Here is a 24,570-nt window from a genome sequence, read left to right on the forward strand (position 1 = left end):
CTCACCGTCCTCGTGGGGTCGTCAGTACTTGAGCAGGTCGGCGTTGTCGACGGAGGCCGATCGCCTCGTCCGGAAGATGGTCACGATGATCGCGAGGCCGACGACGACCTCGGCGGCCGCGACGACCATCGTGAAGAAGGCGAACACCTGTCCGTGGAGGTTGCCGTGCATCCGCGCGAAGGTGACGAAGGCCAGGTTCGCGGCGTTGAGCATCAACTCGACGCACATGAACACGACGATCGCGTTGCGGCGGAGGAGAACTCCCACCGCGCCGATGGTGAACAGCAGCGCCGACAGGTAGAGGTAGTTCTCGGGGTTCATCGCCGATCCTTCCTCGCGTCGTCGCCGGGTTCGCGCAGGCCGAGTTCGGTGTGGTCCCAGTCACGCCCGATGCGGCCGAGCAGCTCACCGACAGACAGTTCGGAGAACGATCCGTCCGGGAGCAGGGCCGGGACGTCGGCGGCGTTGTGGCGGGCATAGACACCCGCGGCCGGCAGCGGTGTGACGCGCTCCCCTTCGCGGAACCGGCGTGCGGCGAGTTCGCGTTGGGTCTGCCTCGGCTGCAGACGTTCCCGGTGGGCGAGCACCATCGCACCGACGGTGGCGGTGATGAGCAGCGCTCCGGTGAGTTCGAACGTCCAGACGTAGTCGATGAACAGCAGCACCGCCAGGCCCTCGACGTTGCCGCCGGCGTTGGCCGCGTCGAGTCCCGCGAAGCCGGAGACCGCGGTGTTCCCGATGCCACCGATGAGCATCGCCGCGAAGCCGACCGCCACGACGATCGCGAGAACGCGCTGTCCCTTGATGGTTTCGACGAGGGAGTCGGCGGAGTCGATACCGACGAGCATGAGCACGAACAGGAACAGCATCATCACGGCGCCGGTGTAGACGACGATCTGCACCACACCGAGGAACAACGCATCCTGCGCGATGTAGAAGACGGCGAGCACGATCATCGTCATGGCGAGGAACAGCGCCGAGTACACGGCCTTCGGGGCGACGACGACACCGAGCGCCCCGAGTACCGCGACGGCACCGAGGATCCAGAACTGCACGGCCTCCCCGGTGGAGGTCGTGGTGAGTTCGGCGGCGAGCAGCGCGGTGGTCACCGGTGTTCCTCCCCGTCGGCGGCGGACGCATGTTCCGGGACGGGGATCGTGCCCCGGTAGTAGTCCTCGTCGGTGGCGCCGGGTGCCATGGGATGCGGGGGTGGCTGCATCCCGGGTTCGAGCGGCGCGAGCAGGCGGTCCTTCTCGTAGATCATGTCGGTGCGGTTGTCGGCGGCCATCTCGTACTCGTTCGTCATCGTCAGCGCGCGGGTCGGGCACGCCTCGATGCACAATCCGCAGCCGATGCACCGCAGGTAGTTGATCTGGTAGACGCGCCCGTACCGTTCGCCGGGCGAGTACCGCTCCTCGTCGGTGTTGTCGGCACCCTCGACGTGGATGGCGTCGGCGGGGCAGGCCCACGCGCACAGTTCGCAGCCGATGCACTTCTCGAGTCCGTCCGGATACCGGTTGAGCTGGTGGCGTCCGTGATAGCGGGGGGCGGTGGGTCTCTTCTGTTCCGGATACTGCTCGGTGTTGGGCTTCTTGAACATCGTCGTGAGCGTCACACCGAAACCGGCGAGCGGGCCGCGGAATTCGACCATCACGATCCTCCTGGGAGACGACCCGCCGGGGCGGGCGGACTCGATCGGGTGCTCGACCGAGCAGGTAGTGGCGGCACGGGGAAACCTCCGGCCATGGCGTCGAACTCCTCGTCGACGCCGGCGGGTGGTTCCGTCGCCTGTGCGATGCGCCGGCTCCGCCGCCCCTGCAGGGTGAGGTAGGCGAACAGCAGGGCGGTGGACAGCACCCCGGCGACGATGAGGCTCGCGGTGCCGGGCAGGACGTCGTCGGTGTCGAGGATGCGCAGCGCGGCCACGATCATCACCCACACCACCGAGACGGGGATGAGCAGTTTCCAGCCCAGGGCCATGAACTGGTCGTAGCGCAGTCGCGGCAGGGTGCTGCGCAGCCACACGAAGACGAACAGCACGACCCACACCTTGATCACGAACCACAGCAGCGGCCACCAGCCCGAGTTCGCGCCGCTCCACAGTGTCAGCGGCCACGGCGCGTGCCAGCCACCGAGGAACAGGGTGGTCGCGAGCGCGGAGACGGTGACCATGTTGACGTACTCCGCGAGCATGAACATCGCGAACCGCAGCGACGAGTACTCCGTGTGGAAACCGCCCACGAGTTCGCCCTCGGCCTCGGGCAGGTCGAAGGGGGCGCGGTTGGTCTCCCCCACCATCGACACCGAGTACACCAGGAAGGACGGCAGCAGCAGCACGACGAACCACAGGTCGTTCTGCGCGGCGACGATGCCCGAGGTCGACATCGTGCCCGCCTGCAGGAAGACCGCGGCGAACGCGAGTCCCATCGCGATCTCGTAGGAGATGACCTGCGCGGTCGAGCGGAGACCACCGAGCAGCGGATAGGTCGAACCCGAGGCCCAGCCGGCGAGCACGATCCCGTAGACGCCGACGGAGGTGATCGCCAGGACGTAGAGCACCGCGACGGGAAGATCGGTCAGCTGCAGCGGCGTCCGGTTCCCGAGGATCGACACCTCGGGCCCGAAGGGAATGACCGCGAACGCCATGAACGCCGGGGCCGTCGCGATGATCGGGGCGAGCATGTAGATCGGCTTGTCCACCCCGGTAGGGATGATGCCTTCCTTGAGCGCGAGTTTCAGACCGTCGGCGACGGTCTGGAACAGTCCCTTCGGCCCCACCCGGTCGGGTCCGACCCGCATCTGCATCCAGGCCATGATCTTGCGTTCGGCGAGGATCATCACGAGGGTCGTCAGGACGAGGAACGCGAAGATCGCCACGGCCTTGACGACGACGAGCCACCAGGGGTCGATGCCGAACATCGACAGGTCCACGGGTTGGGCGGTGACGCTCATCGCGGATCCTCCTCGTCCGATCCGGAGCCCGTCGTGGCGGTGGCCCGGATCCGCACCACGTCACCGGCGGTGACACCGAGATCGGCGTGCACCATCGATCCTGGTGAGGCGGTGGGCAGCCAGACGACACGGTCGGGCAGGTCGTCGACCACCAGCGGCAGCGTGATCGAGCCGCGCTCGGTGGAGACGGTGATCGAATGATGGTCGGCGGCGCCGATCTCCGCGGCTGTCGCGGCCGACAGACGGGCGACGGGTTCGTGCGCCGTTCCGGCGAGGTGCGGTTCGTCGTCCTGCAACCGGCCCGCGTCGAGGAGCATCCGCCAGGTGGCGAGGACCGCTTCCCCGAGAACGGGACGTCGCGGGGGTCGCGGGGACACTCCCGGCGATTCGGGAACGGTGCCCGTCCATCGTCCGAGCTCCGCGAGTTCGTGGCGGAGGGGCTCGACGTCGTGGGGGCCGGGATCGTCGAGGCCTCCATCGAGGTCCATCGCGTCGGTGATCGCCGCGAGCACCCGGTGGTCGGGCAGTGCTCCGGTGTCGCGGAGGGCGATCGGGAAGGCACGTTCGCGTCCCTCCCAGTCGAGGAAGCTCCCGGCCTTCTCGACCACCGGCGCGACGGGGAAGACGACGTGGGCGCGGTCGGTCACCGCGCTGCGTCGCACTTCCAGACTCACGACGAAGCCGGCACCGTCGAGACCCGCGAGTGCGGCATCGGGGTCGGGCAGGTCGGCGGGGGCGACGCCGGCGACCACGAGCGCAGCCACATCACCTTCGGCGGCCGCGGCGAGGATGGCGTCGGTGTCGCGGCCCGGCTCCGACGGCAGGGTGTCGGCCGGTAGACCCCACGCCGACTCGATGTCGCGCCGGGCCTGCGGGTCGCCGATCGGGCGACCGCCGGGGAGAAGTGTCGGGAAGGCGCCGGCTTCGAGGGCTCCGCGATCACCGGCGCGGCGCGGGATCCACGCGAGGCGGGCTCCGGTCTCGTCGGCGAGGACGGCGGCGGCGGACAGCGTGCCGGGCGAGGCTGCTGCCCGCTCCCCCACCAGCACGATCGCACCGGGAGCCCGGAGCGCGGCCGCGGCGTCGGCGGATGCGCCGGTGCGGATCGCGTCGAGCGCGCGTGCCTCGTCGCCCGGGACGCACTGTTCGACCCGGCCCGACAGCTTGTGGACACCGCGCGAGGCGAACGGTGCGATCGTGAAGACCTGCAGCCTGTTCCGCCGGACCGCCTTGCGCAGCCGCAGGAAGACGATCGGCGACTCCTCCTCCGGCTCGAATCCGACGAGGAGCACCGCCGGCGCGCGGTCGAGGTCGCGGTAGGTGACGTCGAGGCGCCGCCCGGCGACCCGCGAGGCGAGGAAGTCCGTCTCCTCCCCCGACAGGGCTCGACTGCGGAAGTCGATGTCGTTGGTGCCGAGCGCCGTTCGCGCGAACTTCGCGTACGCGTAGGCGTCCTCGACGGTGAGCCGGCCACCGGTGAGCACCCCGGCCCTACCGCGCGCCGCCGCGAGCCCGCGGGCGGCGACGCCGAGCGCCTCGATCCACGAGGCGGGGACGAGCGCTCCGGTATCGTCGCGGACGAGCGGTGTCGTGAGGCAATCGTCGGCGGTAGCGTAGGTGAACGCCCAGCGTCCCTTGTCGCAGTTCCATTCCTCGTTGACCTCGGGGTCGTCCCCGGCGAGTCGGCGCAGCACGGCACCGCGACGATGGTCGGTGCGCTGGGCGCAGCCGCTCGCGCAGTGTTCGCACACACTCGGCGTGGAGACCAGATCGAACGGGCGGGCGCGAAACCGGTAGGCGGCGCCGGTGAGCGCGCCGACCGGACAGATCTGGACAGTGTTGCCGGAGAAGTACGACTCGAACGGTTCCTCGGTGTAGATACCGACCTGCTGCAGCGCCCCGCGGTCGAGCATGTCGACGAACCGGTCGCCCGCGATCTGGTCGGCGAAGCGGGTGCACCGCGCGCACAGCACGCACCGTTCGCGGTCGAGGAGCACCTGCGAGGAGATCGCGATGGGTTTCGGGTAGGTGCGTTTGGTGTCCTCGAAGCGGGACTCGGCGCGTCCGTTGGACATCGCCTGGTTCTGCAGCGGGCACTCGCCGCCCTTGTCGCATACCGGACAGTCGAGCGGATGGTTGATGAGAAGCAGTTCCATCACGCCGCGCTGGGCCTTGTCGGCCACCGGTGAGGTGAACTGGGTGCGCACGACCATCCCGTCGGTGACCACGGAGGTGCACGAGGCGAGCGGTTTGCGCTGGCCCTCGACCTCGACGAGGCACTGGCGGCACGCACCGACCGGTTCGAGCAGCGGGTGGTCGCAGAACCGCGGGATCTGGACCCCGATCAGTTCGGCGGCGCGGATCACGAGAGTGCCCTTGGGCACGGCGATCTCGGTGTCGTCGATGGTGACGTTCACGAGGTCGGTGGTCTCGGACTTCTCCGCACCGGCACCGGACACTGCGGTCATCGCTCGCCTCCTTCCGCGGGGGCGTCGGCGGCGAGCGTCGACAGGTGCGGGTCGAACGGGCAGCCGCCGTGCTCGAAGTGGGCGACGTATTCGTCGCGGAAGTACTTCAGCGACGACGTGATCGGGCTGGTCGCGCCGTCCCCGAGCGCGCAGAACGCCCGGCCGAGGATGTTGTCGGAGATGTCGAGCAGCTTCTCCAGGTCGGCTTCGGCGCCCCGGCCGTGTTCGAGCCGCTCGAGGATCTGCACGAGCCACCAGGTGCCCTCGCGGCAGGGGGTGCACTTGCCGCACGATTCGTGCGCGTAGAACTCGGTCCAGCGCAGCACCGTGCGGACGACGCAGGTGGTCTCGTCGAAGATCTGCAGGGCCCGGGTCCCGAGCATCGACCCGGCGGCGGCGACGTTCTCGTAGTCCAGGGAGACGTCGAGGTGTTCGTCGGTGAAGATCGGGGTCGACGAACCGCCGGGTGTCCAGAACTTGAGCCGGTGGCCGGCGCGCACACCTCCGGCGTAGCCGAGCAGCTCGCGCAGGGTGATGCCGAGCGGGGCCTCGTACTGGCCGGGGGTGGTGACGTGCCCGGACAGCGAGAACATCGCGAATCCCGGTGATTTCTCGGTGCCCATCGAGCGGTACCAGTCCACACCGTTGCGGATGACGAACGGGACGTTCGCGATGGATTCGACGTTGTTGACGACGGTCGGGCATGCGTACAGGCCGGCGACGGCGGGAAAGGGCGGGCGCAGGCGTGGTTGGGCGCGGCGGCCCTCGAGGGAGTCGAGCAGCGCCGTCTCCTCACCGCAGATGTATGCGCCCGCACCGGCGTGGACGACGAGTTCGAGGTCGTATCCGGAGCCGAGGATGTCGCGTCCGAGATAACCGGCCTCGTAGGCCTCGGCGACCGCCGCGTGCAGGCGCCGCAGCACCGGGACGGCTTCGCCGCGGAGATAGACGAACGCGTGCCGGGCGCGGATCGCGTAGGCGGCGATGATCACGCCTTCGACGAGGGCATGCGGGGTGGCCAGCATGAACGGGATGTCCTTGCAGGTGCCCGGTTCGGATTCGTCGGCGTTGACGACGAGATAGTGCGGCTTGTCGTCGCCCTGCGGGATGAACGACCACTTGGTGCCCGTGGAGAATCCGGCGCCGCCGCGACCGCGGATCCCGGAATCCTTGACTGCGGCGATGACCGCATCCGGGTCCATGCCGAGCGCGATGGGCAGGGCTTCGTATCCACCGTGCCGCCGGTAGGCGTCGAGGGTCCACGCCTGTTCCTCGGCCCAATAACGGGTGAGTACGGGGGTCAGACCTGTCGGTGATTTCGCGACGGCGACGACGGCCTCGTCATTCTCCGGCGGTTCGGGTGCCCGCATGTCGTGCTTGCGGGCGACCTCGAGCCCGGCGAGGGAGGCCGGCCCGGCGGTACCGGCGGCCTCGAGCGCACCGGGCCGGTCGTCGGGGATCCCCGCGAGCAAGCGTGCGGTGTCGCGGAAGCTGCGCAGCGGGGCGCCGCGCGTCGGTGCGGGGGTGCCGCCGGCGAGCAGGTCGTCGACGAGTTCGATCGCGGAGTCGATAGTGCGGTTGTCGAACAGTTCCCAGTCGACGGTCATCACCGGGGCGTAGTCGCACGCCGCGTTGCATTCGATGTGCTCGAGGGTGATCGCGCCGTCGGCGGTGGTCTCGTCGTGCCCGATGCCGAGCCGGGTGCACAGCGCGGAGAAGATCTCGTCGCCGCCCATCGTCGCGCACAACGCGTTCGTGCACACTCCGACGTGGTGGCGGCCGGTCGGCGAGCGGCGGTACATGGTGTAGAAGGTGGAGACGGCGGCGACCTCGGCGCCGGTGAGTCCGAGCCGCCGGGCGCAGAACTCGATGCCGGCCGGCGTGATGTAACCGTCCTCCGCCTGCACGAGGTGCAGCAGCGGCAGCAGCGCTGATCGTGGCTGCGGGTAGCGCGCGATGATCCGGTCGGCGTCGGCGTCGAGGCGCGCGCGCGCGTCGTCGGGATAGCGGCGCGGTGCGTCAGGTGGGGTGAGATAGGTGTCCTCGTCGGGTCGCGGCCCGAGCGGCACGAGGACGGGTTCGCGTCCGGCCGGTTCGGTCATCGGCACGGCGGCGGTCGTCTCGCTCGTGGCCGCGGTGCCGGTGGTCTCCGCGCCCGCAGCCCGCACGAATTCGGTGTTCATCGGTCCACTCCCCCCATCACCGGGTCGATGCTGGCGACGGCAGCGATCACGTCGGAGACCATGCCGCCCTCGCACATCGCCGCGACGGCCTGCAGATTCGTGAACGACGGGTCGCGGTAATGCACGCGGTACGGGCGTGTGCCGCCGTCGCTGACCATGTGGACGCCGAGTTCGCCGCGTGGCGATTCGACGCCGATGTAGACCTGTCCCGCCGGGACACGTATGCCTTCGGTGACGAGCTTGAAGTGGTGGATCAGACCCTCCATCGACTCGCCCATGATGTGCCGGATGTGGTCGGGCGAGTTGCCGAGTCCGTCCGGTCCGAGCTGCAGTTCCGACGGCCAGGCGATCTTGCCGTCCTGGACCATCACCGGTCCGGGGCGGAGCCGGTCGAGGCACTGTTCGACGATCTTCAACGATTCGTGCATCTCCCCGATCCGGACGAGATAGCGCGCGTAGCAGTCGGATCCCTCTGCGGTGACGACGTCGAACTCGTAGGTCTCGTAGCCGCAGTAGGGTTCGGCGCGGCGCAGGTCGTAGGGCAGTCCGGTGGACCGTAGGATCGGTCCGGTGATCCCGAGGGCCATGCAACCGGTGAGGTCGAGGCAGCCGATGTCGCGGGTGCGTGAGATGAAGATGGGGTTGTCGGTGAACAGGGCTTCGAGATCGGCGAGCCGGCCGGGTAGGAGGGCGAGCAGGTCGCGGATCATCGGCACGGCTTCGTCGGGCAAGTCCTGGGACAGTCCGCCGGGCCGGATGTAGGAGTGGTTCATCCGCAGTCCGGTGATCGTCTCGAAGACGTCGAGGATCAGTTCGCGTTCGCGGAAACCGAACAGCATCGGGGTGGTCGCGCCGAGTTCCATGCCACCGGTGGCCAGCGCCACCAGGTGCGAGGAGATGCGGTTGAGTTCCATGAGCATCACCCGCACGACCTGCGCGCGTTCGGGGACGAGATCCTCGATGCCGAGCAGCTTCTCGACGCCGAGGCAGTAGGCCGTCTCGTTGTGGAACGGGGCGAGGTAGTCCATGCGAGTGACGAAGGTGACGCCCTGCGTCCAGTTGCGGAATTCGAGGTTTTTCTCGATTCCGGTGTGCAGATAGCCGATTCCACATCGGGCCTCCGTGACGGTCTCGCCGTCGATCTCGAGGATCAGGCGCAACACTCCGTGGGTGGATGGGTGCTGGGGGCCCATGTTGACGACGATGTGGTCCTCGCCGCTGTCGCGTACGGCAGCGGTGATGCCGTCCCAGTCGCGTCCGACGGCGTCGAAGACGGTCTCGGTCGCGGGTTCGCTCGTCACGTGTACGCCCTCCGTTCGTCGGGTGGCGGGATCCGGGCGCCCTTGTATTCCACCGGGATGCCGCCGAGAGGGTAGTCCTTGCGTTGGGGATGTCCGTGCCAGTCGTCGGGCATCTCGATGCGGGTGAGCGCGGGGTGCCCGTCGAAGACGATTCCGAAGAAGTCGTAGGTCTCGCGCTCGTGCCAGTCGTTCGTCGGGTAGGTGCGGTAGAGCGAGGGGACGTACGGGTCGCTGTCGGGGATCGCGACCTCGAGCCGTATCCGGCGGTTGTGGGTGATCGAGACGAGCGGATACACCGCGTGCAGTTCGCGGCCCGTCTCCTGCGGGTAATGCACCCCGCTGACCCCGAGGCACAGCTCGAAGCGGAGGTCCGCATGGTCGCGCAGGGTGCGGGCCACGAGCGGCAGATGTTCGCGGCGGACGAAGACGGTCAGCTGGTGGCGGTGCGCGACGACCTTCTCGACCGCCTGGGCATAGCCGACGCCGGTGTCGCCGGATCGCTCGTCGAGGACGTCCTCGAGCGTGTCGACGAGGTTGTCGAGGTACCCGCCGTAGGGTCGCTCGGTGCTGCCGGGCAGCGTCACCCGGCGCACGAGGCGGCCGTAGCCGCTGGTGTCACCGGATCCACGCACCCCGAACATGCCGCGTCGGACGGCGATCACCTCGTCGGCGCGGTCGTCGTGGTCGGATCCTGTCCGTTCGAGATCGGTCATCGCGGCGGCACCGTCAGTTCGATGAGGGGACGTTGGGCCAGGGCCGCTTCCTCGGCGGCGCGGATCGCCTCGGCCCGGTTCACACCCAGTGGCATCTGCGCGATCTTCTCGTGCAGCATGAGGATGGCGTGCAGGAGCATCTCGGGCCGGGGCGGGCAGCCCGGAAGGTAGATGTCGACGGGGACGACGTGGTCGACCCCCTGAACGATCGCGTAGTTGTTGAACATGCCGCCCGACGAGGCGCACACGCCCATCGCGAGCACCCACTTCGGTTCGACCATCTGGTCGTAGACGCGGCGCAGGGCGGGAGCCATCTTCTGGCTGACTCGGCCGGCGACGATCATGACGTCGGCCTGTCGCGGGGAGGCCCGGAAGGCCTCCATACCGAAGCGGGCGATGTCGTAGCGGCCACCGGCGGTGGCCATCATCTCGATGGCGCAGCACGCGAGCCCGAAGGACGCCGGCCACAAGGAGCCCTTGCGCGCGAAACCGGCCAGGGTCTCGACGGTGCTGAGCAGAAAACCGCTGGGGACCTTCTCCTCGATGCCCATCGCCCGTCACCTTCCCCGGAATCGGACCGGACGCCCGGTCGTTTGTCGTCCGCTCTCGTAACCCCTTCGCTGGCAGGACATCCCGTCGTACACGCGGGTCGTCAGTCCCATGTCAGGCCTCCTCGTTTCCACTCGTAGGCGTAGGCGACGAAGACGTTGAACATGAACAGCGCCATCGCCGCCAGACCGAAGACGCCGAGCGCGTCGAAATGGACCGCCCACGGGTACAGGAAGACGATCTCGATGTCGAAGATGATGAACAGCATCGCGGTGAGGTAGTACTTCACCGGGAAGCGGCCACCTCCCACCGGCTGGGGTGTGGGGTCGATGCCGCACTCGTACGCATCGAGCTTGGCGCGGTTGTATCGGCTCGGGCCCGCGAGGCTCGCCACCGCGACGGAGAAGACCGCGAAGGCAAGCGCGATGCCACCGAGTACCAGGATCGGTACGTAAGCGTTCATGCGACCTCCGGTTGCTTGCGCGAATCCGGCCGCGGGTCTGCTCGTCGCCCGCGAACCCACCCCCGCCGTGCACCGGGCGGTTCCGTCCCGGCCCAGGGTTGTGAGTCACGGCACACACTAGTGCTGTTCGCGTCGGACTTGTCGCGATTTCACGCCCTCGATTCGGGGCGGCGTGTCGGGCTGCTCGACAACGGGAAGGAGGGTAGATTTTCCGGCCCCACATACGAGTTCGCGGCCGGGCGGTCGCGCGTCGGAAGGGTCAGGAGGGGCGGGAGCGAGGGGTGAGCAGCGCGAGGACCTGCCGGCCGAGCCGAATCGGGTCGACGGGATGACGCAGCGCCACCTCGGCGCCCGACCAGCGGGCGAGCCATTCGTCGTCGGCCCGGGCGATCAACACGATGATCGGCGGGCACGAGTCGAGTTCGTCCTCGAGTTGTTTCGCGAGGCCCATGCCGCCCGCGGGGGCGGCCTCACCGTCGAGCACGGCGAGGGCGATGTCGCCGGCGTGCATGCGTTCGACGACGACCGGCGGTGTCGCGACCTCGACGTAGTCGAGTGGAGGCAGATCCGGGTGCAGCCGGGTACCGAGGGCATCACGAACCTGTTGCCGCACGGTCGCATCGTCGCTGTAGACGAGGATGCGCAGCGAGTCGGTCACGGGCAAGATGCTAACCGAGCACACCCGCCCGTCCGGGGAACCCGCGTGTCGCGGCGGCGCCGCGACGTCGGCGGGCCGGGACGAGCTCAGGATTCGCTACCGAGCGGATGCCACCGCTCGCGGATCTCGGGACGGACGGCCGTCTCCGTCTCGTCGTCGTGGATGATCGAGGCGGGCGCGATCATCAGGTGCGCCAGCACGATGCATGCGCCGGTGAGCATGGCGAATGCGGCACCGATCAGATACGACGCGGTGAACACCGCAGCCAGGAATCCGATCGTGAGCATTCCCGTGAGCGCGATGATCGCGAGAATCCGCCGGTTCGAGCGTGGCATCGAATCGGACCTCTTATCCGTGGATGCAACCATGAGCATCTCCGTTCCTCCCCGGAACGACGCATCCGGTACCCCCGCATCCACTCATCGTTCCCGGTCGACGAATCGTCGGTGATGAGCGAACCCCCGCGGTGGCCGAGTGCGGCTGTCCCCTTTCCCGCCCGGGACGTGAGCGGTTTCGATAACAGAATACTATCAAATGTGACATCCGTCTCGTGATCTGTTTGTGGGACATCACGAAGTTGCGGACGGCCCGGAAATCTGCCGATAACCGTCATCCCATTCAGAAGGTTAGGCTCACCTCTCGAACCGGTCCGATCAGTGAGAGGTATCCATGAAATTTCTGTCCCCGCGCCGCCTCGGGTCACGCGCGGTAGTCGCGCTCGCCGCCTCCGTCGCACTCACCGCCTGCTCGTCCGGCAGTGGCGACAACTCGAACGGTTCTCCGACGGGCGACTTCGAACCCGTCGCGATCGAGCACGCACTGGGCACCGCCGAGATCGACGCGCAGCCCGAAAGGGTCGTCACGCTCGGGATGGGTTCGGCCGAGACGGCGATCGCACTGGGTGTCACCCCAGGGGGGATGGAGGAATATCCCTGGGGCAGCGACGAAACCGGATATCTGCCCTGGATCCACGAGGAACTGACCGAACGCGGCGAGCCGCTGCCCGAGCAGTTCACCGGTGGCGCCGAGGTGGACGTCGAGGCGATCGCCCGACTCGCCCCGGACGTCATCCTCGCGCCGTGGTCGGGCATCACGCAGGAGCAGTACGACCTGCTGTCGGCGATCGCCCCGACCGTCGCCTACCCCGAACTGCCCTGGACGATCACCTGGCAGGACCAGATCGAGACCATCGGCACCGCACTCGGCAGGCACGACGAGTCGCTGGATCTGATCACGGGGATCGACGACACCTTCGAACGCACCGCGGCGGAGCATCCCGAATACGCCGGGGTGACGTTCTCGTATATCTACAACACCGGCCCCAGCACGCTGGGCGTGTTCATGCCCGACGAGCAGCGCGTGGCGATGGTCCGCGGACTCGGGCTGACGGTCGACCCGGTCGCGGAGACGCTCGAGGAGACCGAGGGCACCGACTCGGCGGTCATCGGGCTCGAGAACGCCGGACTGCTGAAGGACTCGGATCTGATCTTCACGTTCTATTCCGACCCGGCGAACCGCGCGGAGATCGAATCGCAGGCCGTCTACCAGCAAATTCCGGCGATCGCGCGCGGCTCGCTCGTCGCGCCGGAGGAACAGCCGTTCGTCACGGGATCGTCGATGATCAATCCGCTCACCGTGCCGTGGTCGATCGACCGCTACGTCCCGCTCGTCGACGAGGCGATCGCGAAGCTCGACCGCTGAGCCGGACGCACCGGTGGTGCGCCCGGCTCTCGGGCGTCACCGCCGGTGCGGGAGCCTGCGGACCATGAGATCACCGATCGACTGCATGATCTGCACCATCACGATGAGGACGACCACCGCGAGCAACAGCACCGGCGTGTTGAACCGCTGGTAGCCGTAGACGATCGCGAAGTCGCCGAGACCGCCACCACCGATGACACCGGCCATGGCCGAATAGCCCACCAGCAGCACGAGGGTGAGGGTGGCACCGGCGATCAGCGGGGACAGTGCTTCGGGCAGCAGCACCTTGCGCACGATCTGCCCGTTGGTGGCCCCCATCGCCTGAGCCGCCTCGACCCGGCCCCGGGGCACCTCCCGCAGAGCGGATTCGACGATCCGGCCGAAGAACGGGATGGCACCGATGGTCAACGGCACGATCGCCGCGGTCGGCCCGATCGCGGTACCCACGATGAAGCGGGTGAACCCGATCAGCGCGATCAGCAGGATGAGGAAGGGCAGCGACCGGAAGAGGTTGACGATCACGCCGAGGACGGTGTTGAGCGTCCTGCGCGGCCACAGTCCGGACGGGGACGTCAACTGCAACACGATTCCGACCAGCACACCACCGACGACGGTGAGCACGAAGGACACCGCAACCATGTAGAGCGTCTCGAGGGTGGCTTCCCACACCTCCGGGAAGGCGTCGTACCACTGCAGTTTGTTCATCGCGCCTGCACCGTCATTCCGTGAGTCCCTCCAATTCGGCTTCCGTCCCCCACGCCAGGCTCAGATACGGGCGTTCGGCCACGAACCCCTCGATGAGTGCCCGATCGGTACCCGCCGTGAACCGAAGGCGCATCCGGCCCACGGTGACGCTGCCGACCTGTTCGACCCGGCCGCCGACCACAGCGATGTCGGCGTCGATCGCGCGGATCATCTCCGCGAGCCACGGTCCGTGCGCGGCATCACCGATCGCGGTGACCAGAGCCGTGTCGGCACCCGAACCCGTCGACGGGTCGGTGCCGACCGGGACGAGCGCATGCCCGAGCGCCGACTCGGGATCGGCGACGAGATCGACGATCCGGCCCGTCTCGACCACCTGCCCGGCGGCGAGCCGAGCTGCCGAGCTGCAGATCCGGCGCAGCACCCCGAGTTCGTGGGTGATCACCACGACCGTGACGCCCAGTCGTCTGTTCACCTCGGCGACGAGATCGAGGACCTGATCGGTGGTGTCCGGGTCCAGGGCGCTCGTGGCCTCGTCGCACAGCAGTACCTCGGGTTCGACGGCGAGTGCGCGGGCGATGCCCACGCGCTGCTGCTGTCCACCGGACAGCTGCGAGGGATAGCTCTCCCCCTTGCCGGCCAGGCCGACGAGATCGAGCAGCTCGAGCGCCCGCTTGCGGCGCTGTTCCTTGTCGATCCCCGCCACTTCGAGCGGGAATTCGACGTTCCGGATCACGGTGCGCGAGTGCAGTAGGTTGAACTGCTGGAAGACCGTCCCGATCCGGCGACGCGCCGCTCGCAGTTCCGCGCCGGACAGGGTCGACAGGTCGTCCCCGCCGAGCAGGATCCGTCCCGAGGTAGGCCGCTCGAGCAGGTTCAGACAACGCAGAAGGGTGGACTTGCCGGATCCGGACGGGCCGACGATGCCGTAGATCTCGCCGTCGGGGATCTCGAGCGACACCCCTCGCAACGCCGCGACCTCCCCGGAGCGCCCGGCTCCGGGGAAGGTCTTGACGAGGTTCTCGACGACGATCATCAGTTCGTCGAGTGGACCGGAAGCACGGCGCCGGAGTAGGTCTCCTCGATCCAGGCAGCCGTCTCGGGCGACTCGAGGGCCTCGGCCAGCGCGGTCACTGCCGGGTCGTTCTCGTTCTCGGCCCGCACGACGAGCAGGTTGGAGAAGGGGTTGTTCTCGACCTCTTCGGTGACGATGGCGTCCTCGGCCGGGTTCAGGCCGGCTTCGAGCGCGTAATTGGAGTTGATCACGGCGGCGGTGATCTGCGCGTCGTCGAGCTGACGGGCGAGCTGCGGACGCTCGATGCTGACGAGGTTCAGGTTCTTCGGGTTGGCGGTGATGTTCGATTCGGTGACCACCGACAGGTCGGCCTCCTCGAAGGGCACGTCCATCTCGAGCAGACCGGCCGATTCGAGCAGGTACAGCGCGCGGGCGTAGTTGGTGGTGTCGCGCGGCACGGCGACAGTGTCGCCGTCCTTCAGCTCGTCGAGCGAGGCGATCTTGTTCGAGTAGAGGCCGATGGGCTCGAGGTGCACGTCGGCGACGGCGACGAGGTCGTCGATACCCTTCTGCTTCTGCCAGTCCGCCAGGTAGGGCTCGTGCTGGAAGAAGTTCGCGTCGACGTCACCGGCCTCGAGCAGTTCGTTGGGATCGACCTCCCCGGTGATCTCGACGATGTCGAGCTTGTAGTCGCCCAGCGCCCCGGTGCTCACGATCTGGTCGAGGATCTCGACGTGCGGGGTGGACGACGCCGAGATCCGGAGGGTGGTGTCGTCACCTTCGGACGACGAGCAGGCCGCGAGACCCGCAGCGAGGGTGAGCGCGGCGGACGCGACGACGATACGACGCAGTGACATCGGGTGGATACCTTCCGTTGGGAATGCGGGGACGTTGGAAATACGGGGACGGACAGATCGATTATCGGGGTGCGGCGAAGCGGGCGAGGAGATCCGCGTGAAAACGCTCCGCCACGTTCGGATGTGCCCGCAGGCGGGACTTGAGTGCGTTGAGGCCGTAGACGGCGTGCAGCGTGCCGCCGTGTGCGTCGGGGCCGACGCCGCGGGCGGCCGCGGCCAGATCTGCGGGCAACTCCACCGCCGGGAGTTCGCGGTCGAGGCCGGGATTGAGGAAGAAGGGCAGCGACACGCGGTCGGTGCCCGCCGGGGGCGGCAGCACACGATGGACGGTCGCCTGGAGGTAACCGCCGGTGGCGACCTCGAGAAGTTCTCCGATGTTGACGATGAAATGCCCTGGGAGCGGGTCGATGTCGACCCAACGTCCGTCGCGTTCGACCTGGAAGCCGGTGCTGCCGGGTTCGGGATACAGCAACGTCAGCGCGCCGACATCCTTGTGGCTGCCGACCCCTTGATCGGTGACAGAGCGGTCGTGCCCGGGATACCGCGCGATCTTCAGCAGCGGGTCGGGATCGGCGAAGGCGTCCTCGAAGTGATCGGCGGGGGCACCGAGGGATTCGGCCCATGCACCGAGCAGTCGGCGTCCGACGTTGCCGGCCTCGTCGATCCACCGCAGGGCCAGTTCGCGTAGTCGGGGGACCTGCTCGGGCCACAGATTGGGGCCGTGCAGCACCTCCCAGGGGCGGTCGGGGTCGACCTCGGCGACGGCATCGCGTTCCGGGCCGATGTCGAGTTGTTCGCGCCAGTCGACATAGCCCTGGGTGCGTTCGCCACCGACACGGGTGTAGCCGCGGAAGTGGGGCGAGCGGATGTTCTCGATCGCGAGCTTGCCCGCCTCGGGGAGGGCGAAGAATTCGCGTGCTGCCGCAACGAGCCCGTCGGCGAGCGCGGGCTCTATCCCGTGACCGGCGAGATGGAAGAACCCGATCTCGTGGGTGGCCTCCCGGAGGCGATCGAGCAGGGCGTTGCGTGTGGTGTCGTCGCCGTCGAGATCGGACAGATCGATGACGGGCAATACTGTCGAATCGGACATGATGTGCCTTTCGAACCGCATCGGATGCGAGGAAATCCCGGTCACCGCCGGATCGTCGGTCACAGCGGACCCAGGGGAATCGTGAGAACAGTGCGAGCAGCCCCGACAGGGGTGATCAGCGGCAACGACAACACGCAGGAGCCACGGCGCTTCGAGCGCGTGTGCTCACAGTCTGCGCGTGAGTGTTGCCCATGTTCTCCTCCGATGAGGTCGCGTGCGACCTTCGACGACAGTGGCGCCACGACGTGGTCCTGATCAAGGCTAATCGCCGCCTGGACCACCCGGCAAATCATCCTCGACCGGCAGTGCGACATCATTGACAGTAGGCTGTCGTTTTGTCAGCATACTGTCATGACCGAAACAGTTCACGTCGCCGTGTACGACACCCTGGCGGACTGGGAGATCGGATACGTCACGCCACATATCGCAGATCCCGAATGGCAGCGCAGCCCCGGCCGGTACCGCGTCCGTACCGTCGGAGCCACGACGGAACCGGTCACGACCAAGGGCGGACTCCGCATCCTTCCCGACGCCGTGCTCGCAGACATCACGCCGGAGGACAGCGCGATGCTGATCCTCGCGGGCAACGACATCTGGCCGACCGACGCCTACGCCCCGTTCGTCGACAAGACCCGGCAATTCCTCGACGCCGGCGTTCCGGTGGCCGCGATCTGTGGCGCGACCGGAGCGCTCGCGGCTGCCGGCCTGCTCGACGAGCGGCCGCACACGAGCAACGCTCCAGAATTCCTGCAGAGCGTCGGATACGGTGGCGCCGATCTGTACCGGGACGAACCCGCGGTCACGGACGGCGATCTCATCACCGCGAGCGGCATCGCCCCGGTCGACTTCGCCCGCGCGATCTTCACCCGGCTCGACATGTACGAACCGCGCGTCCTCGACGCCTGGTACGCCCTCTACGGCGAGCGCGACCCGCGCGGCTACTACGAGCTCATGTCCTCCGGCTCGTGACGGAGCAGAACGCGGCCGAGCAGCACCCGGCGGAGGCCGAACTGCTCAGCGCGGCCGCACTGACGGCCTTCCGGCTCAACGGCCAGTTTTTCGCGCTGGCCGAGACCCTGGCGCGTCCGGTGGGCCTGACCGCGGCCTGGTGGCAGGTCCTCGGCGCGGTCTCCTCCGCTCCGCTGCCGGTGTCCGCGATCGCCCGCGAGATGGGCATCACCCGGCAGAGCGTGCAGCGCATCGCCGATCTCCTCGTCGACAAGGGCCTGGCGGAGTACCGGCCCAATCCGGCGCACCGTCGCGCCAAGCTCGTCGCGATGACACCGGCCGGTCGCGACGCGATCCGTGCCATCGGCCCCGCTCACGCCGACGCCGCGCGGGCACTGTGCGAGGAGACCGGATCCGAGAACCTGGCGCGGATCGTGGAGGGCATGCGCGCGCTGTCGGCCGCCCTCGACCGATCGGCCGATCAGCTCCCCGACGGACGACGCGGCGGGAAGTGACGGATGAGCCCTTCCTGCACGACGGTCGCGACGAGTTCGCCCTCGATGGTGAAGTAGCGTCCCGTTGCCATACCACGGGAACCGGCCGCTACCGGGGATTCCGTGGCGTACAGGTGCCATTCGTCGAAGCGGAGCGGACGGTGGAACCAGATCGAATGGTTGACCGTCGCCGCCACGATCCGGTCGAGTCCCCACGACAGGCCGTGCGTGGTGAGGATCGAATCGAGGACGGTCGTGTCGGACGCGTAGGCCAGCGTGGCGACGTGGAGCAGCGGATCGTCGGGCAGTTGCCCGTCGGCGCGCATCCACACGCGGTTGTGGCCGAGCTTCTCCCCCGTTCCCCGCAACACCCAGGCGGGGTCGTTGGCGTACCGCATGTCGATCGGCTTGAGCGCGCCGACGAAATGCGGCAACTGCTCCTCGAAGCCGCGCAGGCGTTCGCCGATCGGCGGAAGCGCTTCGGGCAGGGGAACATCGGGAACGGTCACCGAGTGTTCGAGGCCTTTGCCCCACCGCTGGAAGGCGGCGAGCATGACGAACAGTTCCTGGTCGTCCTGGTAGGCGGTGACCATCCGGTTCGCGAAGTCGCGGCCGTCCCGGTGGGTGACGACGTGGTAGTCGATGGGCCGCTTGACGTCGCCGCCCCGGATGAAATGGGCGTTGATCGCGTGCACAGGACGATCACCCACGGTGCGTCCGGCCGCAATGAGCGCCTGCGCGACGAGCTGACCGCCGAAGGTGCGGCTGCCGACCTGCTCGGGATGACCACCACGGAAGACGTTCTCCTCGACCTGCTCCAGATCGAGGAGGCCGAGGAGAACGTCGAGATCCGTTGTGTCCGACAGTGTCACCGGGTGTCTTTCTCACCCAACCGGTGCACGTGGATGAGGTTGGTCGAACCCGAGCGTCCCGGAGGCGCTCCGGCGACGATCACCACGAGGTCGCCGCGCTGGTACCGGCCCAGCGACAGCAACGCCGCGTCGACCTGTTCGACCATCTGGTCGGTGGTGTCGACCGGCTCGACCGAGAAGGTCTCGGTGCCCCACGTCAGCGCCAGCTGGTTGCGGATGTGCGGGACGGGCGTGAACGCGAGCAGCGGCAGCGGGGTGTGCAACCGCGCGAGTCGTCGCACGGTGTCGCCCGACTGGGTGAACGCGACGAGCGCCTTGGCGTCGAGACGCTCGCCGATGTCGCGGGCGGCGTACGAGATGACACCGCGCTTGGTGCGCGGAACGTGCGTCAGCGCAGGCACTTCCGTCGAATCCGACTCGACGGCGGCAATAATGCGCGCCATCGTGCGGACCGTTTCGACGGGGAACTTGCCGACGGAGGTCTCACCCGAGAGCATCACGGCGTCGGTGCCGTCGAGCACGGCGTTGGCCACGTCGGAGGCCTCGGCGCGAGTGGGACGCGAGTTCTCGATCATCGATTCGAGCATCTGCGTCGCGACGATGACGGGCTTGGCGTTCTCACGTGCTATCTGGATCGCGCGCTTCTGCACGAGCGGTACTTGCTCGAGCGGAAGTTCGACGCCGAGGTCGCCGCGCGCCACCATGACCGCGTCGAAGGCGAGGACCACGGCCTCGAGATTCTCGACGGCCTCGGGCTTCTCGAGCTTGGCGATCACCGGCACGTGCCGCCCGACGCGGTCCATGACCTCGTGAACGAGTTCGACGTCGGCCGGCGACCGCACGAACGACAGGGCGATGAAGTCGACACCGAGGCGCAGTGCGAACTCGAGATCCTCGATGTCCTTCTCCGACATGGCCGGAACGGAGACGTTCATCCCCGGCAGGGAGACACCCTTGTTGTTGCTGACGGGTCCGCCCTCGATGACGCGGCAGACGACGTCGTTGCCCTCGACCGCCTCGACGACGAGACCGACCTTGCCGTCGTCGACGAGCAACCGGTCGCCGGCGACGGCGTCCTGGGCGAGTTCCTTGTAGGTGGTCGAGACGCGGTCGTGGTCTCCGACCACGTCGTCGACGGTGATGCGGACCACTTCACCGTGTTCCCACACGGTGCGGTCCTCGGCGAATCGTCCGAGCCGGATCTTCGGCCCCTGGAGATCGGCGAGGATACCGACGGCGTGCCCGGAGGCCTCCGACGCAGCGCGGACCCGGTTGTAGTGGCCCTCGTGGTCGGCGTGTTCACCGTGGCTGAAATTCAGGCGGGCGACGTCCATTCCGGCGTCGACGAGATTCCGCAGGACATCGGGGTCGGCGGTGGCCGGCCCCATAGTGCAAACGATCTTGGTGCGTCGGGTCACGCTTCGAGCCTAGCCTCCGAGCCTGCGACCCTCCATCCCAGCACCCCGGTGCGTGTCGCCGGGGTGCCGATGGGACGGAGACGTCGGGATGTCACAGGCGACGGAGACGTCGGGATGTCACGGACGGAGCTGGCGTCCGTTCTTGTCGCGGACCTTGCCGGTGAGCATGAGGATGCCGTCGATCAGCGGCCAGATGCCCCCGATACCGCAGGTGAGCCAGGTGACGGCGATCTGCGCGACCGCCGTGCCCGGCTGGTCGAGGTAGAAGCGTCCGGCACCGAAGGCGCCGAGCAGGATCCCCAGCACACCTGCGGTGACCTTGCTCTTGTCGGAGTACGGCTCGCCGGTGTAGGGATCGCGTCCGAAGGGCGCTGCGGCGTCGTGACCGTACGGGTTCGACGGGTCGGGGTAGCCGTAGGCGGGCATCACCCCGTAGCCGGGCGGCGGACCGTATCCCTGTCCGCTCTGCGGAGGCGGACCGTAACCCTGCCCGCCCTGCGGAGGCGGACCGTAACCCTGCCCGCCCTGCGGAGGCGGACCGTAACCCGGCTGCTGCGTTCCCTGCGGACCGGTGTACCGGCCCTGCGACGGGTCCTGCTGCGGGGACCCGATCGGGTAGTGCGGGTCGGGTGTCCCGTAGACCGGTCCGGTGCCGGTCTCGGGCCGGCCCTGATGCTCGCCGTAGGGGTAGTCGCCCGGGGACGGATAGTCGGACTCGTGCTCGGCCGGCGGCGGGTAGCTGGGCGTGGTCCCCCAGCCCGGTCCGTTGCCGACACCCGAGTAGGTGTCCCATCCCGGTCCCGGAGTGCCGGTGGCGCCACCGAGGGAGTCGAGTGTGGGCGGTTGAGCGGACAACGAGGCCTGCGCGGTGGCGTCGTAGTCGAACGCGCGTCCGAGATCGGGCGGCGGGGTGTGCTCGCTCTCCGAGGACCGCTCCGGCGTGTCGGCGCCGGAGGCGGACTCGCTCCGCTTCGTCAGGTCGGGCTGGGCAGGCTCCGTCTTGTCGGGCTCCGGCTTGGCAGGCTCCGAATCGGATGCTCCCGAAGTTCCCGGGTCCTGTGTGGTCACGAGTGATCCCCTTTGCTGTCTCCGGACGTCGCTTCGTCGACTCTACCGGCGGCGGACGACGAGCTGTCCGACTCGGCGCCCGCCCCGCCCTCGCCCTGCGCGGCCGGCTCTCCCCCGGCGCCCGCGGCGGCGGGGTTCAGCGACGCGGGGTCCTCGCGGCCCTTGCGGGCGAGGACGAAGTAGGCGACCGCGAGCACGAATACGATGCCCGAGGTGAACGAGTTGATCCGGATACCGGCGATCTGGGTCGCCGCGTCGGTGCGCATCAGCTCGATCCAGAACCGGCCCGCGCAGTACCCGGCCACGTAGAGGGCGAACAGGCGTCCGTGACCGATCGTGAACTTCCGGTCGACGAACACCAGCAGCAGCACGACGGCGAGGTTCCACAGCAGCTCGTAGAGGAAGGTCGGGTGCACGACGAAGGCCACCTCGCCGGTGGACACGCCGTCGACCAATCCTGGCGCGACCTGCCCTGCGTCGTTGCGCCGTTCGTAGATCTCGAGTCCCCACGCCACCGTGGTCTCGCGACCGTAGAGTTCCTGGTTGAACCAGTTGCCGAGGCGTCCGATGGCCTGCGCCAGCAGGATCGCCGGGGCGAGAGCGTCCCCGAAGGCCGGCAGCGGGATCCCCCGCCGACGGCACCCGATCCACGCACCGAGCGCACCGAAGGCGACCGCACCCCAGATGCCGAGGCCACCCTCCCAGATCTTCAGGGCGTCGACCGGGTCGTTGCCGTCTCCGAAGTACTTCTGCCAGTCGGTGGCGACGTGGTAGAGCCGCCCACCGATCAGGCCGAAGGGCACCGCCCACACGGCGATGTCGAGGACGGTGCCGGCCTGTCCGCCGCGCGCGACCCAGCGGCGGTCGCCCCACCAGATCGCCACGACGATCCCGACGATGATGCACAGGGCGTAGGCACGGAGGGCGAACGGTCCGAGATACCAGACGCCCTGCGGCGGACTCGGCAGATAGGCCAGAACAGACGCAGTGGATGTCACGAGTGCACGTTAGCGGAGCGAACGCCCTTCGCGAGATCCCGAGTCAGTGCGAGCAACGCGTCGGGCCCTTCGGCGACGGCGGAGACCAGCGCCGAACCGACGATCACGCCGTCGGCGTAGCCCGCGATCTCCGCGGCCTGGGCACCGTTGCGCACACCGAGACCGACACCGACCGGGATGTCGGAGTGCGTGCGCACCCGGGCGACGATCTCCGGCGCGCGGTTGTCGACGCTGTCGCGGGCGCCGGTGACACCCATGGTCGAGGTGGCGTAGACGAAGCCACGGCACTTGTCGAGGGTGGTCGCGAGGCGCTCGTTGGTCGACGACGGTGCGACCAGGAAGATCCTGCCGAGTCCGTACTTGTCGGCCGCGGCGATCCATTCTTCCGCCTCGTCCGGGACGAGGTCGGGCGTGATGATGCCGAGTCCACCCGCGGCCGCGAGGTCGCGCGCGAAGTTCTCGACGCCGTACTTGAGCACGAGGTTCCAGTAGGTCATCACGACCGCGGCGCCGCCGGCGGCGGTGATCGCCTCGACGGCCGGGAAGACGTCGCGGACCCGGACGCCGTTGGCGATCGCTTCGAACGCCGCGTTCTGGATGGTGGTGCCGTCCATGACCGGGTCGCTGTAGGGGATGCCGACCTCGATGAGATCGCAGCCGCCCTCGACGAGCGTCTTCATCGCCTCGACGGAGCGCTCGACGGTGGGATAGCCGACCGGCAGGTAACCGACCAGTGCGGCGCGGTTCTCGGCGCGGCAGGTCGCGAAGATCTCGGTCAGGCGTTCGTGCGGGGCGCTCACTGGGCTGCTCCTTCGGGGCCGGTCCGGTCGGCGGACTCGTCGGTCGGCAGGTAACCGAACCACTTGGCGGCGGTGTCGACGTCCTTGTCCCCGCGGCCGGAGAGGTTGACCAGGACGATGGCGCCCTTGCCGAGTTCGGGGCCGAGCTCGACGGCACCGGCGACGGCGTGGGCCGACTCGATAGCGGGGATGATGCCCTCGGTGCGGCACAGCAACGCGAAGGCCTCCATGGCCTCACTGTCGGTGACGGCGCGGTACTCGGCCCGGCCGGTGTCGGCGAGCCAGGCGTGTTCGGGGCCGACGCCGGGATAGTCGAGACCGGCGGAGATCGAATGCGATTCGATGGTCTGGCCGTCCTCGTTCTGCAACAGGTACGAGAACGCGCCGTGCAGGGCACCGTGAGTGCCGCCGCCGATGGTGGCGGCGTGCCGTCCGGTCTCCACCCCGTCCCCCCCGGCCTCGCAGCCGACGAGCTTGACGGACGGGTCGTCGATGAACGGGTGGAAGATGCCGATCGCGTTCGATCCGCCGCCGACGCAGGCGACGACGGCGTCGGGCAGGCGACCGGTGAGTTCGCGGATCTGTGCGCGGGCCTCGAGGCCGATGATGCGCTGGAAGTCGCGGACCATCGCCGGGAAGGGGTGCGGGCCGGCGGCGGTGCCGAAGCAGTAGTAGGTGTTGTCGGCGTTGGTGACCCAGTCGCGCATCGCCTCGTTGATCGCGTCCTTGAGGGTGCGCGAGCCGGTCTTGGCGGCGATGACCTCGGAGCCGAGCAGACGCATGCGCGCGACGTTGAGGGCCTGCCGTTCGGTGTCGACCTCGCCCATGTAGACGCGGCATTCGAGACCGAGCAGCGCGCATGCGGTGGCGGTGGCGACGCCGTGCTGGCCGGCGCCGGTCTCGGCGATCACGCGGGTCTTGCCCATGCGCTTGGCGAGCAGCACCTGCCCGAGCACGTTGTTGATCTTGTGCGAGCCGGTGTGGTTGAGATCCTCGCGCTTGAGGAAGATGCGCGCTCCGCCGGCGTGTTCGCTCAGGCGGGTGGCCTCGTAGACCGGGGACGGGCGGCCGGTGTAGTCGCGCTGCAGGCGGTCGAGTTCCGCGAGGAAGCCCGGATCGACGCGTTCCTTCTCGTAGGCAGCGGTGACCTCCTCGATCACCGCCATGAGCGCCTCAGGCACATAGCGGCCACCGAAGACTCCGAAATGGCCGCGGACGTCGGGTTCGTGCGCGGTCGGAGTGGCGAGGGCTTCGCTCATCGAGGGAAGCCCTCGGCCTTTGGCGGAAAGTGCGGAATCGTCTGCAGTCACGCGTCCAGTC

25 protein-coding genes are annotated in these 24,570 nt (G+C 68.5%); 3 read left to right on the forward strand and 22 right to left on the reverse strand.

Annotation, left to right across the window (positions count from 1 at the left end; translation table 11 throughout):
• Positions 1-21: 21 nt before the first annotated feature.
• From nuoK to IM25_RS19290, 12 genes are all read right to left on the reverse strand, one after another.
• Positions 22-321: an NADH-quinone oxidoreductase subunit NuoK gene (gene nuoK / locus IM25_RS19235; RefSeq protein ID WP_006554035.1), complete on the reverse strand. Its 300-nt coding sequence runs from the start codon at positions 319-321 to the stop codon at positions 22-24.
• Complete coding sequence (locus IM25_RS19240) at positions 318-1,109, reverse strand: NADH-quinone oxidoreductase subunit J (RefSeq protein WP_033097649.1); 792 nt, start codon at positions 1,107-1,109, stop codon at positions 318-320. The genes nuoK and IM25_RS19240 overlap by 4 nt, the downstream gene beginning before the upstream one ends.
• Positions 1,106-1,651: an NADH-quinone oxidoreductase subunit NuoI gene (gene nuoI, locus IM25_RS19245; RefSeq protein ID WP_006554037.1), complete on the reverse strand. Its 546-nt coding sequence runs from the start codon at positions 1,649-1,651 to the stop codon at positions 1,106-1,108. Before nuoI ends, IM25_RS19240 begins: the two co-directional genes overlap by 4 nt.
• Positions 1,651-2,952 (reverse strand): NADH-quinone oxidoreductase subunit NuoH, encoded by a 1,302-nt coding sequence (gene nuoH, locus IM25_RS19250; RefSeq protein WP_006554038.1) that lies wholly within the window; start codon positions 2,950-2,952, stop codon positions 1,651-1,653. The genes nuoI and nuoH overlap by 1 nt, the downstream gene beginning before the upstream one ends.
• Positions 2,949-5,420, reverse strand: a complete 2,472-nt coding sequence (locus IM25_RS19255) for an NADH-quinone oxidoreductase subunit G (RefSeq protein ID WP_065996265.1) — start codon at positions 5,418-5,420, stop codon at positions 2,949-2,951. Before IM25_RS19255 ends, nuoH begins: the two co-directional genes overlap by 4 nt.
• Positions 5,417-7,603 carry an NADH-quinone oxidoreductase subunit NuoF gene (gene nuoF / locus IM25_RS25680; protein WP_084295045.1) on the reverse strand — a complete coding sequence of 729 codons (2,187 nt, stop codon included), beginning with the start codon at positions 7,601-7,603 and terminating at the stop codon, positions 5,417-5,419. The genes IM25_RS19255 and nuoF overlap by 4 nt, the downstream gene beginning before the upstream one ends.
• Complete coding sequence (locus IM25_RS19265; RefSeq protein WP_006554041.1) at positions 7,600-8,904, reverse strand: NADH-quinone oxidoreductase subunit D; 1,305 nt, start codon at positions 8,902-8,904, stop codon at positions 7,600-7,602. Before IM25_RS19265 ends, nuoF begins: the two co-directional genes overlap by 4 nt.
• A complete protein-coding gene (locus tag IM25_RS19270; protein WP_019289692.1) occupies positions 8,901-9,617 on the reverse strand; it encodes an NADH-quinone oxidoreductase subunit C in 717 nt (238 codons plus the stop codon). The genes IM25_RS19265 and IM25_RS19270 overlap by 4 nt, the downstream gene beginning before the upstream one ends.
• A complete protein-coding gene (locus IM25_RS19275; protein WP_006554043.1) occupies positions 9,614-10,168 on the reverse strand; it encodes a NuoB/complex I 20 kDa subunit family protein in 555 nt (184 codons plus the stop codon). Before IM25_RS19275 ends, IM25_RS19270 begins: the two co-directional genes overlap by 4 nt.
• Positions 10,169-10,269: 101 nt before the next feature.
• The gene (locus IM25_RS19280) at positions 10,270-10,629 is read right to left on the reverse strand and encodes an NADH-quinone oxidoreductase subunit A (protein WP_016935086.1); all 360 of its coding nucleotides are present in this window, start codon (positions 10,627-10,629) and stop codon (positions 10,270-10,272) included.
• Between the two features lie 259 nt (positions 10,630-10,888).
• Positions 10,889-11,293 carry a response regulator transcription factor gene (locus IM25_RS19285; protein WP_080678464.1) on the reverse strand — a complete coding sequence of 135 codons (405 nt, stop codon included), beginning with the start codon at positions 11,291-11,293 and terminating at the stop codon, positions 10,889-10,891.
• Between the two features lie 80 nt (positions 11,294-11,373).
• Positions 11,374-11,622, reverse strand: a complete 249-nt coding sequence (locus IM25_RS19290) for a hypothetical protein (protein WP_019289695.1) — start codon at positions 11,620-11,622, stop codon at positions 11,374-11,376.
• 334 nt (positions 11,623-11,956) lie between these two features.
• On the opposite strand from IM25_RS19290, the gene IM25_RS19295 reads away from it, so the two are divergent.
• Positions 11,957-12,988 carry an iron-siderophore ABC transporter substrate-binding protein gene (locus IM25_RS19295; protein WP_033097648.1) on the forward strand — a complete coding sequence of 344 codons (1,032 nt, stop codon included), beginning with the start codon at positions 11,957-11,959 and terminating at the stop codon, positions 12,986-12,988.
• Between the two features lie 36 nt (positions 12,989-13,024).
• Here IM25_RS19295 and IM25_RS19300 read toward each other — a convergent pair whose 3' ends face one another.
• The 4 genes from IM25_RS19300 to IM25_RS19315 form a co-directional block, all read right to left on the reverse strand.
• The gene (locus IM25_RS19300; protein ID WP_065996266.1) at positions 13,025-13,693 is read right to left on the reverse strand and encodes a methionine ABC transporter permease; all 669 of its coding nucleotides are present in this window, start codon (positions 13,691-13,693) and stop codon (positions 13,025-13,027) included.
• 13 nt (positions 13,694-13,706) lie between these two features.
• Positions 13,707-14,726: a methionine ABC transporter ATP-binding protein gene (locus tag IM25_RS19305; RefSeq protein ID WP_006554050.1), complete on the reverse strand. Its 1,020-nt coding sequence runs from the start codon at positions 14,724-14,726 to the stop codon at positions 13,707-13,709.
• Positions 14,726-15,562 carry a MetQ/NlpA family ABC transporter substrate-binding protein gene (locus IM25_RS19310; RefSeq protein WP_033097647.1) on the reverse strand — a complete coding sequence of 279 codons (837 nt, stop codon included), beginning with the start codon at positions 15,560-15,562 and terminating at the stop codon, positions 14,726-14,728. Before IM25_RS19310 ends, IM25_RS19305 begins: the two co-directional genes overlap by 1 nt.
• 61 nt (positions 15,563-15,623) lie before the next feature.
• Positions 15,624-16,652 carry an isopenicillin N synthase family dioxygenase gene (locus tag IM25_RS19315; protein ID WP_033097695.1) on the reverse strand — a complete coding sequence of 343 codons (1,029 nt, stop codon included), beginning with the start codon at positions 16,650-16,652 and terminating at the stop codon, positions 15,624-15,626.
• A gap of 351 nt (positions 16,653-17,003) precedes the next feature.
• Here IM25_RS19315 and IM25_RS19320 point away from each other — a divergent pair, with 351 nt between their 5' ends.
• Together IM25_RS19320 and IM25_RS19325 are read left to right on the forward strand one after the other, a co-directional pair.
• The gene (locus IM25_RS19320; RefSeq protein WP_019289699.1) at positions 17,004-17,621 is read left to right on the forward strand and encodes a DJ-1/PfpI family protein; all 618 of its coding nucleotides are present in this window, start codon (positions 17,004-17,006) and stop codon (positions 17,619-17,621) included.
• Positions 17,618-18,115, forward strand: a complete 498-nt coding sequence (locus IM25_RS19325) for a MarR family winged helix-turn-helix transcriptional regulator (RefSeq protein ID WP_024101204.1) — start codon at positions 17,618-17,620, stop codon at positions 18,113-18,115. Before IM25_RS19320 ends, IM25_RS19325 begins: the two co-directional genes overlap by 4 nt.
• Here the strand turns inward: IM25_RS19325 and IM25_RS19330 are convergent.
• From IM25_RS19330 to trpB, 6 genes are all read right to left on the reverse strand, one after another.
• A complete protein-coding gene (locus IM25_RS19330) occupies positions 18,082-18,966 on the reverse strand; it encodes an acyl-CoA thioesterase II (RefSeq protein ID WP_006554055.1) in 885 nt (294 codons plus the stop codon). The genes IM25_RS19325 and IM25_RS19330 overlap by 34 nt on opposite strands.
• On the reverse strand, positions 18,963-20,384 hold the full coding sequence (gene pyk / locus IM25_RS19335) for a pyruvate kinase (protein WP_006554056.1): 1,422 nt from the start codon (positions 20,382-20,384) through the stop codon (positions 18,963-18,965). Before pyk ends, IM25_RS19330 begins: the two co-directional genes overlap by 4 nt.
• Positions 20,385-20,501: 117 nt before the next feature.
• Positions 20,502-21,452 carry a TM2 domain-containing protein gene (locus IM25_RS19340; RefSeq protein ID WP_033097646.1) on the reverse strand — a complete coding sequence of 317 codons (951 nt, stop codon included), beginning with the start codon at positions 21,450-21,452 and terminating at the stop codon, positions 20,502-20,504.
• Complete coding sequence (gene lgt / locus IM25_RS19345) at positions 21,449-22,450, reverse strand: prolipoprotein diacylglyceryl transferase (protein ID WP_033097645.1); 1,002 nt, start codon at positions 22,448-22,450, stop codon at positions 21,449-21,451. The genes IM25_RS19340 and lgt overlap by 4 nt, the downstream gene beginning before the upstream one ends.
• Positions 22,447-23,250: a tryptophan synthase subunit alpha gene (gene trpA / locus IM25_RS19350; protein ID WP_006554059.1), complete on the reverse strand. Its 804-nt coding sequence runs from the start codon at positions 23,248-23,250 to the stop codon at positions 22,447-22,449. The genes lgt and trpA overlap by 4 nt, the downstream gene beginning before the upstream one ends.
• Positions 23,247-24,509 carry a tryptophan synthase subunit beta gene (gene trpB, locus IM25_RS19355; protein ID WP_006554060.1) on the reverse strand — a complete coding sequence of 421 codons (1,263 nt, stop codon included), beginning with the start codon at positions 24,507-24,509 and terminating at the stop codon, positions 23,247-23,249. The genes trpA and trpB overlap by 4 nt, the downstream gene beginning before the upstream one ends.
• Positions 24,510-24,570 lie beyond the last annotated feature (61 nt).

The organism is Rhodococcus sp. p52, assembly GCF_000763325.2.
In the GTDB taxonomy this organism is placed as follows: domain Bacteria; phylum Actinomycetota; class Actinomycetes; order Mycobacteriales; family Mycobacteriaceae; genus Rhodococcus; species Rhodococcus pyridinivorans.